Genomic DNA, 12,245 nt, shown 5'->3' with positions numbered 1-12,245 from the left:
TTATATTTTATTGCTTTCTCTTTGCCGATACCCAAACGTTATACGATGGCGGCAAACCGTTAATCCCAACGAGTCCTCCAACGTGTGCAGGTGCCGTTCCCAACATTCCGTTAGGGACTTCTACAGCAATAGCTAATACGTTTAGATCGAGAAAGAAATCTTCTGCCTGCCCCGGTGGTAAAAATCCTTCGGGAGCCACGGCTCCGGAAATTACTTCGTTAAACCGGTTAAAGTCGAAATAAAAGGCATCTCGTCTTGGTCCTGCAAAAAAGCTCATTCCATTATTACTGCTGGTCTGTACATCACTATTGGTCGATATCTTTACACTATTTCTTGTAGCGCTGGTAAGTATGGTACTGTTTAATCCCGTTTCTGCAGGAGCAGCCGGACCGAAAAAGTACATAGAGTCTCCTCGTTTTATAACCTGTATAACAAGATCTTCCACAAAGTCACCCGTGTTGTCGATATTGAATTCGACAACCACATCCTCATCAAATTCTGCATTCGTAGTAACATTTCCGGGTGTTAAAGGCCCCTGAAGGGTTGCTATAAAAACCGTATTATTCGGATTATCACCTTGAAACGCGTATAAGTCTGCTATGTCGGTAGTAGTACCGGCAACTGCAGGCGAATCAATGTGATCTGCTGCAATAAAGAATACAGACAGCACAGCTAATCCTATTCCCGCAATTGCAACAAAAAATTTTGTTTTTTTCATAATGGAAGTTTTTTAATTAATTATTTTTACTTGTTCGGTTTTATATACGTTCAAAAGTAAGATACGGTTTTATCAATGCCGTTAATCTTTTGTTAACGTCTAACTTCGCGATAAGTGGCGACGTTTACTAACTGCCGAAGTTCTGAAAAAACAATCAATTTTCATAATGAACCCATCTGCATCAGATTGGATACCGAAATTCCTTAACCACTTTGGTAAAGAGAAACTAATAACACCTTATAATTCCGAAAATGAGTTTTACTGCGCTATGCGTACCACCGGTTTCGTTTACGGGGTATCAGCCGCAGCAAATGTAAAAGAAAAGGTAAGTAGCCTTCAACTTACAAAAGAGGAATTTACTAAGGTCAACCTATTCCATACCTTATTATTCACCTATACCTCATTACATGAGGAAGAAGATATTAGTATGGCGATCCCGGCCATGGTTTCTTTTTACAAGAAGCTTGAAAAAGGAAAGTCCGGTTTCTTTAAAAAGTTGTCACTCACTAACAGTCCTACAGCAAATCTGGAACGCATACTTTCTGCCAGACTTCAGGAAACTAATTCGTCCTTAAAAAAAAACTCAACGACCTTATTAACCTATGCGCTGCTTTATATCGATGTATTTGCATTTAAGAACTGGCTTAAGACACCATCATCGGTTAAGCAATTCGCCCAGGATTTTGAAAATACGGTAATCTCATGCTGCATTCTGGCGTTGAAGTCAAAAAAGAAGAAAAAGAAATATGATAACCTGCTAATAGAATTGTTCGAGTCTTCTTCTGAATATCTCAGCGAAGCATCTTCCTCCAAACTTCCGTCTGTAAAGGCAATGGGAACACTTTCAGCATTGACCTATCTGGAAAAGAAATATCTAATCGATATCTGTGCTATAGCCGTTTGGGATGATCGGGAAATGGATGAAGATGAATTTGATTTTCTTCAGCAATTGGTCAATACCATGGGCTTACAACTTGAAGTTCTCTCTGAAAGCCTTCAGGCCTTAAAGGATTTTTCCGAAAAACATACCCAGCACATAACCTTATTTGAATATTCCAATCCGGTAAAACAATTTTACAAACAGAATGCTTCTACCGTAAAATTGCTTATTCTTCGGAATAAAAATCGCCTAATTTTAGAACTGGAAGAAAGTGGTGAACTACTGGTTTTACTTACTCATTCAACCGTGAGAGACCTTAGTCCTGAAGAAAAGAACAAGGTTAAGGAGCAACTTCTCGATATTTGCAAGACCATTCCGTCGCTTACTATTTTTCTATTACCCGGCGGCGCTGTGCTACTCCCGCTTTTGGTAAAATTTATTCCGAAACTTTTACCTTCTGCTTTTAATGAAAATCGCATTGACAACAAAAAACCATGAAAGAACAAAACGAATATATTTTAGGTACCGATGTAGTCGAATTACACCGTCTTGGGGTACAACATCAGGTATGGGCCAGTGAAGCCCAAAAAGGCTGGGAACTCGCCGGTTTTAATGGTGGTCAAACATTGCTTGACCTGGGATGCGGTCCCGGATTTTGCACCAAGGAATTGGCATATATGGTAGGCAATGACGGAAAAGTTATTGGAATTGACAAATCCGACCACTTTATTCGTTATCTCAATGAAGTTTCCAGACTCTACAACTTAAATATTGAAGGCGTAAGTGCAGATTTTAACCAAATGAAGCTTGAAGATCACAGTCTGGACGGAATGTACTGTCGTTGGGCCCTCGCCTGGTTATCCAATCCCGGTGAGATACTCGATAAGGTATATACCGCTTTAAAACCCGGTGGAAAAATGGTGATCCACGAATATTACGATTGGTCTACCCACCAGATCGAGCCACAACTACCCGGACTCGCAACAGCTATCAATGCGTCCCTGCAAAGCTTTAAGGATTCAGAGGGTGAAATCGATATAGGACGATACCTGCCTAAAATGCTTACCGAAATGGGGATGGAAATTAGTTCCTTGCGCCTAATGCAAAAACTGGCTACACCCAAAGAATTGAACTGGCAATGGCCAAAGACCTTTTATCACAGTTATTTTCCAAGGCTTCAGGAAGTGGGCTATTTGACCCAAGAAGAAGTGAAGGCCGCATTACATGATCTTTCCCTACTCGAAAAAGATCCGGCGACTACCTTGTCCTGCCCTATGATGATAGAAGTGATCGCGACAAAGTAGCCTATTCCAACCATAGTTTAAAGTCCCGAACCTTCTCACGCGCCACTATGACCTCTTGCTCTTTATAACTGTTTAGTTTTAATTGTAGCCGAGAATTTGTATAGGAAATGATATCGCGAATAGCATTAATATTCACAAAGAATTTTCGATTAATGCGAAAGAATAATTCGGGCTCCAGTTCTTCCTCCAACTGCTCCAGCGTGGTGTCCAGCAGATAATCTCTTCCCTCTACCGTATGGGCATAGGTTCCCTTGTTTTCAGAATACACACATTCTATCTCGTCGACCGGGATCATTTTAATGTGCTGTCCGATCTTAGTGGTAAACCTTTTTTTATATTCCCGTTCTACAGGATTAACCAACAATTTTTTAATATCATCAAAATTAAGCTGTATAGCCTGCTCCTTTGGTTTCAATGATCTGTATTTAGTAACCGCCGTGCTTAACTCCTCCTCATCAATAGGTTTCAACAGATAATCGATACTGTTTAATTTAAACGCCTGAAGCGCATATTCATCGAAGGCCGTCGTAAAAATGATCGCACTCTTTACCTCTACCGAATCGAAGATCTCGAAGGAGAGGCCGTCACTTAACTGAATATCCAGAAAGATAAGGTCGGGGTGTATATTTTTCGAGAACCATTCCTTAGATTCTTCAACGCTATGCAACATTTGGTCTACCTGGACATCCAATTTATTAAGCATGCGCTGCAAACGTCTGGCAGAGGGTTTTTCGTCTTCAATGATCAATACCTTCATGGTTGTTTTAGTATTTTTCGGTATTCGTAAACTTTTCAGTATATGCGGTTAAAATTCAACATCGTCCCGGGTGGTTCTTTTCATTTCATCTTCTTCCTTTTTGAGAATTTGCTGAATTTTACGTTCCTCCCACTGGCGTAAAAACCGAAACCTGTCCTGAAATACATGAAGGCCGTGAGCGGTTAGGCCGATACCCCAAAAGAAGGGTGTGGTAAACATAGACCAACTTGGAATGTTCAACTCCAGTATCCCCTTGTGAAATACACCCAGATGCATACAGATCAACAATACATTTATGACAACATAAACAGTTAGGTGGGAATAGAACCCTTTAATTTCCTTTACTTTTTTCTTGGCACGCTGATATTTTGATTCTTCTTCAGTTTTCATAAGATGCTGTATTAATTCCATCGTGTTTCGTTGGTTTCCTTTTCTTTCTCCATAAGCTCCTTTATCTTCTTATCCTCCCAATCCTTACCCATAAAAGGCAACCAATGGAAGGCTTTAAAGGCTTGAAATATCAATCCTATCCCCCATCCCAGTGCGGCCCATAAAAACCAAGGATAACGCAGCTCATTGGTATAGTAGTTTAATCCCGCGAGTGCAGTAATAAACACTATATAGAACATTAAATTGGTATAAAATTTTCTGATCTCCCTTACACGCTCTTTGGCACGTATATATTTGTTTTCTTTCTCGTGTGATTCCATATTTGCTTAATTATACCATAAAAGTACTTTCAGAATTTTTTAATTTAAAACCTAACGTACTCAACTGTCAAATTTTCTTTCTCAATTGTAATTTATTCTTCCTTATCCATAAATTCCCTTATCTTCCGTTCCTCCCAGTCTTTGCCCAGAAAGGGGTTATAACCGTATACCTCCATGGCATGTCCGCCTACTCCCATACCCCAGCCAACGATCGGAAAAATTGCCCATGGAAATCCGCCACTGCGGTAGTTGAGATAAATAAAGATAGGCACCATAATTAAGTAGATCGTAAGGTGAGCATAAAAGCCCTTTAGTTCTTCCACCTGCTTTTTGGCGCGTTCGTATTTCTTTTCTGAAATATATGATTCTTGTGTTTTCATTGTCATAGTTTCTTTGGTTAACATAGGGATTGCTATGCTGAATTCTTTTTCGTTCTTATCTATTCTCACCGGACGATCGGTGAGTAAAAAGTAGCGCTGTTTTATATTCTGAAGTCCGACACCACTGCTTTCTTTTACTACCTGTTTTGGCTGAATATTATTGGCGACTACTAAATTACCGTCCTTTTCACTTATTGTAATATGAAGTTTTCTTAACGGAGTTACCGTATTGTGCTTCACAGCATTTTCCAGTATTAACTGAAGCGATAACGGAACCACCCGAGCTTCAGGATTGCTTAATTGTTTGGGGACCGTAAAAATTATACTGTCTTCAAAACGCATATTGATAAGTGACATATACAATTGTGCGAATTTCAGTTCCTCTGTCACAGTAACCAGTTGTTTATTCTTTTGCTCCAGCACATAGCGGTACACCTTGCTTAAGGCTGTAGTAAACTGCGTAGCAGCTTCTGGATTCTCTTCAATAAGACTGGTAAGTACATTCAGGCTGTTAAACAGAAAGTGAGGATCTAACTGATTTTTAAGTGCATCAAATTTGGCTGAGGCAGCACCGGCAATGATCTTTTGCTCTTTTAATTTATTCTGTTGGGTGTGCTTGTAGTAATAGAACGCATAAAACACTATGAGTACTACTACCGAAATAATAAGACCAACATAGTAATAAGCAGCGCGCTCCTCTTCTACGAATTCAGAAAACGAAATTCTCTGAATTAATACCACAGAAACAAATCGAACTAAGATCATTCCTGTAAGTGAGATCAATATCCCACCCGTAAATCCCTTAATTATGTGCTCTGTCTTAAACAGGTCTTTGGGGTGTCTTTTTAACAAATACTCAAAGAAATAGGAATTTCCCAGATACAATACTATAGTGTATGCCTGATTGAATGCAAAGGAAATAAGCACTTCTGTAGGATCATCAAAACGATAGCCATTCAAGTATTGAATGATCCCCAATACCAGAAAGATACAGAGCCCTATAAAAACAGCTTTCCCAAATTCCTTGATTAAATGCTTCATTATTATTTTTTACAATTGGCTTCCAAAACTTCCCGGGCATGATCTCCCCCACCTCTGGGATAAAATTCTCCTTCAGGCTTAAAGGTAGCAAAAAGTTCGACGGCCCGCTCCAGCTCTCCGCAGAACTGATCTACCGGCTGACCGAAAAAACGGGCAGATCCAATTGCCCATTCGGCGTTTCCTAAAACCACTCTAGGGTTATCCGGAGCGATCTTTTTTGCTTCCTGATATAACTGTGTTGTTTTCTGAGAATACTTCATACCATACTGTTGACCGTCAAAAACGATCCAGGCCGTGTACCACTGCGCATCGAGCACAAGAATTTCAGGGTTGTTTGGTGAGAGCGCCTTGGCATCATTGATAAAATCCCTCGCCTTATTGAGCTGTGCTGTTAGTTTTTCCTTATTCTTTTCAGAGAAACTATACAAAACATTGATCTGTGCTACGTAAAAAGAAGGCAACCAATTGTCCGGTTCGGCTTGGGCAATGCGTTCAAATAAATTTGCCGCTTCCCAGGGCTTATCGGCTCCCCAAAGCTCAAAAGCTTGTTGCATTCCGGTTTGATATTTCGACTGACCCATCCCTGAGGCAGAAAACAGTAAAAAGCATAAAATAAGTATTGAATTTTTCATGATGCTACGCGTTAAAGATTATAAAAAGGATACCTCCCGATAATAACAAAAATGTTGATACCGCTAACAGGATTTTTAAAGTTTTGTATTTCTTTTGTTTATGTAAAAGAATTCCTAACATGATTTTAGTCATTATAAATAAATAGTAAATTTTTTGGTCTCCCCTCCCTTTACTTCAAATTTGGCATCCGACCATTTTGGAGGCCCAAAACGAGCAGGAGCATTGTTTGAAGTACCATAATCTTCCAGCGGAAACATTCCGAAGAACATTTTTAATTCTCCGTTGTTATCTTCATCGTGATAACAGGATATGGCATACACCCCGTCGGGAATACCGGAAAAGGTCACAGTTGCTTTTTTCCCGGAAATCGCTGAAGAGAGGGATTTGATCTCCTTTTCAAGAAAATTTGCTTCTTCATCATATAATCCAACTCTAACGGTACCGTTATTGGATTCAAAATTTTGCATATCAACAACAATGGTGTTTTGTGCGCTAAGCGTTATTGTGGCAAATAAAAGGCTGAGATAAAATAGAACAGTTTGCATGATCAAGTATTTTTAAGTTACAGCTCAAATATCTTTTATTCATTCTTCGGAATAAAAACCTTCCTACCCAACTGTTGAATAATACCGATGAAATGTAATTGAAATCCAAAACATCCCTTTCACTACAAATTATCCAACTGATTGTCGGTGCCATCATCACTAATACTCCAGAAAAAACCAACGAAGAAAAATTGGTCTGCTGCCGGCTGAAGCGCACGTCGGTTAAAGTTTCCATTCATATCCGGGCTCGCTGCATACTGGTAACCGTTCACATTTTTGAATCCAAGGACATTGTTCACCGAAAAATAGAGTATCTGCTGCTGGGAGATCAAATAGGCCCAATTTAAACTAAGGCTGTTGTAATCCTTGGTCTTTGCCTGGAGAAAGCCCGGCATATTCTTGTCGGTGAAGGATCGGCCGCTACTATACGAATAACTAAAACCCACCTGACTCTTCCAGTCCTCGATCCAGTATTTGGCAACGGCAGAAAAATTGTGTGTATTTGCGAAAGATGGTGTTGCTTTTATGGGATAGTTTCTAAATTTTCGTTCAGTATCCAGCAACGAATAACTCAACCAATAATCGACGTTTTTTATGCTTTCGTTATCTCTCCAGAACAGATCCAGACCCTGTGCAAATCCATCACCATCGTTCGTAAAGGCACTGTCGAATGATTCGAATTCTGTATCGAAAGTGATCAGGTTGGTATAATCCTTTCGATAGGCTTCTGCTCTAAAAATTCGATTATTTGCAGTGTATTGATAATTAACAATATAATGTTGCGTTTTCCTGGCCGTTAACTGGGTTTCAAATTTAAGCACGTCATTGTTTGGTTGTTGATAAAAATCGCCATAGGCAATCGACAACTGACTGTTCTTGCCGGTCTTATAAGCCAAAGAAGCACGCGGTGCAATAGTAGTTTCATCAAACAACTCACTATGCTCCCCACGAAGACCACCCTTAATGGCAAATTTTCTGGAAAAGATAATATCTGCTTCCGAAAAAACTGCGCTAATGTTATTATTGTAACCAAAATGTGCATTGATTTCAGAATTGCTGAAATCTTCCGAAAAATCGGTTAGAAATTGTTCAATACCTACATTTAGTTTTACCCGATTGCTGAAGCGTTTGCGAACTTTTAGTTTCAGATGGGCAGAATTTTCGATGTCTGTTATATTATTGTCAATAATTGCAAAATTATTCTTTGAATTTGTGAAACTTCCGCCTCCGAATACCTTCCAGCTATCGGTTAGATCTCCGCTATAACTCGCGTTAGCGTAAAAATTCTTATTTTTAAGGCTAAAGTGAACCCCTTCGGGAACATCAATATCCTCCTGAGTTAGCTCAAAGTTGGTCGCATCGAAAGCTGCATAAAATTTTAGAAGTCCGTTGCCCAACTTTTGACGAAATACGGTTTCTCCCGCAAAATTCTCAAAAGGTTTTTCCCAATCATTTCTATCGGGAAACAGGGCGATGTAAGGAGCGAGATTTATATAGCTGGCGTTCACGCTCAAGGAGCTGTTCTTCCATTTTTGTGTATTTCCCAATCCGCCACCCACCGTCATAAGTGCCACCTCTGTCTTCTCTTGATCCGGCTCATCGATAGTATTCAATAGTAACACTGAAGACAATGCCTGACCGTATTCGGCAGAATAACCCCCGGTTGAAAAAGTGATGCCATCGAATAGGAACGGACTGTATCTTCCTCGGGTAGGAATATTATTCGTTGTAGGCGAATACGGAGTGAAAACCCGTATCCCATCAATAAAGATCTGAGTCTCTCCGGCGTCTCCCCCTCTAACAAACAGTCTTCCATCTTCTGCCACCGTGGTCGTCCCCGGAAGTGTTTGCAGAGCTCCTACGAAATCTCCCAGAGCACTGGCCGTAGTCACGACATCCAGTGGCTTTAAAACTGTCACCTTACTGTTATCTCCTGCTTCAAAAGTACCGGCAGAAATCACCACAGTTTCCAATGAATTCACATCTTCACGTAGTGCGATCTTCAGATTTTTCATATCAGTAACATTGGCAGCCAACACGAAAGTTTCGAAGGACACAAAAGAAACCGTAAGCGTTTGCACTCCCGTTTCAGTAGTTTCGAAGGAAAAGCTTCCATCGGGACTAGTAGAGGCTCCATCATAGGTACCATCCAGATAAACATTGGCACCTTCAATTGGCGATCCGTTATTCTGCGTTATTACTCCTGAAACTATGGTCTGTGCCCGGCCGAAAGACGTATTCAGCAGTAATAATAAAATAATAGCAATAAAATTAATTCGTGTAGTTGTGTTCATAATTTCAGGTTTGGTTATGTATTCAGAGCTAAATTGAGATAAACCGGTGGTGCGTCATAAAATGTTTAACCGAACTGTTGAATTTAGTGCTTCAAATGTAGTGCATCCTTATACTGAAAAATAGTATCTTTAGCTGTAAAGATCTTTCTATGAAACTATTTTATTCATTCGTTTTAACTTGTGTATTTACTTTTTCAGGCGCGGCACAGGATACCTTTTCGATCATTGCGGTTGATCCTATGACCGGTGAAGTAGGCTCGGCGGGAGCTTCATGTGTGAACGGCGTAGGTGCTGCCGGCATCATTGACATTATTACCGATATCATTCCGGGACGGGGCGGTGTAAATTCCCAGGCCTATGTGTGTGTGCCAAATATCAATCTGCAAAATGCGATCGCTAGAATGGATATGGGAGATTCTCCTTCCGAAGTCATCGACTGGCTCATTAATAACGATGCCTGCAGCTCACAAGGATTTAATCCTGAATTCAGACAATACGGTGTGGCCGATTTCGATATGTCCGGAAATCCAAGAACAGCAGGATTTACAGGTAGTATGGCCGATGATTATAAGGAGGACCGGCAAGGCCCCACCTATAGCATTCAAGGAAATATATTGCTAGATCAAACCGTGATCGACAATATGGAGAATAACTTTAATAACACTTCCGGAACACTGGCCGATAAATTAATGGCGGCCATGCAGGGAGCGAATTTTCCGGGCGCCGATCAGCGTTGTTTGTCGGCCGGAACTTCATCAACTACTGCTTATCTGCTGGTTTTTAAAGCCGATGACGACCCTAATGACCCTTACTTGCGGTTGAATGTGGGGCAGCAACCTCCCGGTACAGAACCCATCACTATTTTGCAACAATTGTATGATAATTTTCTTACGGTTCCTGAACATAAAATTTCTGGCAAAATAAAGCTGTTTCCCAATCCGGTAAGCGACCTACTCACCCTGTCGGTCAATGATGGATTGATCATAAAAAACATTGAAATTTTGGACGCCAACGGAAAAATTTTGCTGAATCTTTCAAAAATGGATAAGGCCGAGACCAGATTTAAAATTCCGGTGGCCTCATTATCCAACGGAATTTATTTTATAAAAGTCAAGACTTCAGAAGGAATTACCACTCTCAAATTCGTAAAAAGATAAAGGTGTTAAATTAGTGGTAATACTTGTCACGTATGGAGGGTAATTTTTGAAAAAGGAGTATCTTGAATTCAAAAGTTATGTGATCATGAAGGATTCTGAAAAAGTAAGTGCCTACATTAAAAAGCACAGCAAATGGAGCTCGCAACTGGCTGTATTTCGCAGTATTTTTTTAAAGACCGAACTCCTGGAAGAAATCAAATGGGGTAGTCCTACCTATACGCTGAATGGAAAATTGGTTGCCGGAATGGCAGCCTTTAAGAATCACTACGCCCTTTGGTTTCATCAGGGTGTGTTCTTAAAAGACACACAGAACAAATTGGTGAATGCACAGGAAGGAACTACAAAAGCTTTGCGTCAATGGCGATTTGAAGATGGGGACAAAATAGATAAAGAGTTGGTTTATGATTATATCCAAGAGGCCATTTCAAATTGTATCGCGGGAAAAGAAATAAAACCGGAACGTAAACAAGATGTGACGATCCCAACCTTTTTAAATGATGCGTTAAAGCGGAATACGGGGTTTTCGGAAGCATTTAAAAAATTAACTCCCGGAAAACAACGAGAATATGCAGGATATATAGCCGAGGCAAAAAGAGAAGCTACCAAACAAAGCAGATTAGAAAAAATCATTCCCATGGTACAGGAAGGCAAAGGACTTCACGATAAATATAAAAATTGCTAGGCTTTGAAAAAACCCAGATTTAGACGGTATACAAACCGGCAATTATGGTTTTATGCCCGAAGAGCATTTTGGGTACTATTCTCCTATGTCCTTATCGCTAATGCATTGTTCTTTTACGAGTATTTTACATTAGTTAGCAATGGAGTACTAAGTTCAACATTCGACTTTAAACAGGCATTTACCGCTAATCTCATCGTGGGGGTCTCTGCGGGACTTATAGGAGGGCTTATTACGGTTAATCTTATGGAAAAGTGGCTACGTGTGTACCCATTTGGCAGAGCATTACTTTTTATTACGATCACCTATATCGCCGCTGCCTTAATGGTTAGTACCATAGGTGCGCTTTATTATTACAGCGAAAAACTGGGAATGCCTTTTTATTCAGATCCCGTTTTATTCGATGTCTATCAGTTCTTCGGAACCTGGCTATTTCTGAAAAATTTTATTGTCTGGCTTTTTGTAGTAGTGGTTACCCTAATCATTTTTATGGTGAACGATAAATACGGCCCCGGGGTATTTCCCGACTATCTTATGGGGCGTTATTTTATGCCGAAGCACGAGCGCAGAATCTTTATGTTTGCCGACATAAAGAACGCTACCGGTATTGCAGAAACACTTGGTGAAGAAAAATATTTTAATTTTCTGAAGGATTTTTTCAGGGACATCGCTCCGGCAATAGTTCAAACCCGTGGAGAAGTCTATCAGTATGTAGGAGATGAAATTGTGGTGTCATGGAAAATGAAACACGGTTTAAAGAACGGGAACGCAGTGCAATGTTATTACAGCATGAAAAAGATCATCAAATATAAAAAGAGACGGTATATCCGTAAATATGATACCTACCCGGAGTTTAAGGTTGGATTTCATTTCGGTTCTGTGATGGTAGGTGAGATCGGTCAGATAAAAAGAGATATCGCATTTTCGGGAGATGTTTTAAATACCACCTCAAGAATTCAGGCCATGTGCAATGAGCTGAATGTGGAAATACTCGCTTCACAAAAATTTGCAGACATCGCCTATAAGCTACCCAAGGGCGTTACCAGACACGATATGGGCGACGAACTTTTAAAGGGCAAGAAAGAAGAAATAGGTCTGGTTACATTTCGGAACAAAAATTGAGGTAGCAGAGAAAAGATCTCAAATT

General features: G+C 40.2%; 13 protein-coding genes. 5 read left to right on the top strand and 8 right to left on the bottom strand.

The genetic code is table 11. From position 1 onward, the window contains the following. Nucleotides 1-7 precede the first annotated feature (7 nt). The gene (locus ALE3EI_RS09645) at nucleotides 8-718 is read right to left on the bottom strand and encodes a DUF4331 family protein (protein WP_186988129.1); all 711 of its coding nucleotides are present in this window, start codon (nucleotides 716-718) and stop codon (nucleotides 8-10) included. Nucleotides 719-884: 166 nt separating this feature from the next. Here ALE3EI_RS09645 and ALE3EI_RS09640 point away from each other — a divergent pair, with 166 nt between their 5' ends. Both ALE3EI_RS09640 and ALE3EI_RS09635 read left to right on the top strand, forming a co-directional pair. Then, complete coding sequence (locus ALE3EI_RS09640) at nucleotides 885-2,096, top strand: LETM1-related biofilm-associated protein (protein ID WP_186988127.1); 1,212 nt, start codon at nucleotides 885-887, stop codon at nucleotides 2,094-2,096. Beyond that, nucleotides 2,093-2,902: a methyltransferase domain-containing protein gene (locus ALE3EI_RS09635; protein WP_186988125.1), complete on the top strand. Its 810-nt coding sequence runs from the start codon at nucleotides 2,093-2,095 to the stop codon at nucleotides 2,900-2,902. Before ALE3EI_RS09640 ends, ALE3EI_RS09635 begins: the two co-directional genes overlap by 4 nt. 1 nt (nucleotide 2,903) lies before the next feature. Here the strand turns inward: ALE3EI_RS09635 and ALE3EI_RS09630 are convergent, their stop codons facing one another. The 7 genes from ALE3EI_RS09630 to ALE3EI_RS09600 form a co-directional block, all read right to left on the bottom strand. Beyond that, nucleotides 2,904-3,659 (bottom strand): LytR/AlgR family response regulator transcription factor, encoded by a 756-nt coding sequence (locus ALE3EI_RS09630; RefSeq protein WP_186988123.1) that lies wholly within the window; start codon nucleotides 3,657-3,659, stop codon nucleotides 2,904-2,906. A 48-nt stretch (nucleotides 3,660-3,707) separates the two neighbouring features. Beyond that, nucleotides 3,708-4,049 (bottom strand): 2TM domain-containing protein, encoded by a 342-nt coding sequence (locus ALE3EI_RS09625; RefSeq protein ID WP_186988121.1) that lies wholly within the window; start codon nucleotides 4,047-4,049, stop codon nucleotides 3,708-3,710. Between the two features lie 11 nt (nucleotides 4,050-4,060). Continuing rightward, entirely contained in the window at nucleotides 4,061-4,369 is a 309-nt protein-coding gene (locus ALE3EI_RS09620) for a 2TM domain-containing protein (protein WP_186988119.1), read from the bottom strand. Nucleotides 4,370-4,461: 92 nt separating this feature from the next. Then, the gene (locus ALE3EI_RS09615; RefSeq protein ID WP_186988117.1) at nucleotides 4,462-5,790 is read right to left on the bottom strand and encodes a 2TM domain-containing protein; all 1,329 of its coding nucleotides are present in this window, start codon (nucleotides 5,788-5,790) and stop codon (nucleotides 4,462-4,464) included. Between the two features lie 2 nt (nucleotides 5,791-5,792). Next, nucleotides 5,793-6,422: a tetratricopeptide repeat protein gene (locus ALE3EI_RS09610; protein WP_186988115.1), complete on the bottom strand. Its 630-nt coding sequence runs from the start codon at nucleotides 6,420-6,422 to the stop codon at nucleotides 5,793-5,795. Between the two features lie 132 nt (nucleotides 6,423-6,554). Continuing rightward, on the bottom strand, nucleotides 6,555-6,968 hold the full coding sequence (locus ALE3EI_RS09605) for a DUF2141 domain-containing protein (RefSeq protein WP_186988114.1): 414 nt from the start codon (nucleotides 6,966-6,968) through the stop codon (nucleotides 6,555-6,557). Between the two features lie 122 nt (nucleotides 6,969-7,090). Next, nucleotides 7,091-9,262, bottom strand: coding sequence for a TonB-dependent receptor (locus ALE3EI_RS09600; protein ID WP_186988112.1), 2,172 nt, complete (start codon nucleotides 9,260-9,262; stop codon nucleotides 7,091-7,093). 149 nt (nucleotides 9,263-9,411) lie between these two features. Here ALE3EI_RS09600 and ALE3EI_RS09595 point away from each other — a divergent pair, with 149 nt between their 5' ends. The 3 genes from ALE3EI_RS09595 to ALE3EI_RS09585 all read left to right on the top strand — a co-directional run bounded on the left by ALE3EI_RS09595 (nucleotide 9,412) and on the right by ALE3EI_RS09585 (nucleotide 12,220). Further along, nucleotides 9,412-10,419, top strand: coding sequence for a DUF1028 domain-containing protein (locus ALE3EI_RS09595; protein WP_186988110.1), 1,008 nt, complete (start codon nucleotides 9,412-9,414; stop codon nucleotides 10,417-10,419). Nucleotides 10,420-10,504: 85 nt separating this feature from the next. Then, entirely contained in the window at nucleotides 10,505-11,101 is a 597-nt protein-coding gene (locus ALE3EI_RS09590) for a YdeI/OmpD-associated family protein (protein ID WP_186988108.1), read from the top strand. Nucleotides 11,102-11,104: 3 nt separating this feature from the next. Further along, entirely contained in the window at nucleotides 11,105-12,220 is a 1,116-nt protein-coding gene (locus tag ALE3EI_RS09585; RefSeq protein ID WP_186988106.1) for an adenylate/guanylate cyclase domain-containing protein, read from the top strand. The last annotated feature ends 25 nt before the right edge of the window (nucleotides 12,221-12,245 follow it).

The sequence above is a fragment of the Constantimarinum furrinae genome (assembly GCF_014295415.1).
Taxonomy (GTDB): Bacteria; Bacteroidota; Bacteroidia; order Flavobacteriales; family Flavobacteriaceae; genus Constantimarinum; species Constantimarinum furrinae.
This window is presented reverse-complemented; position numbering and strand designations above follow the sequence as displayed.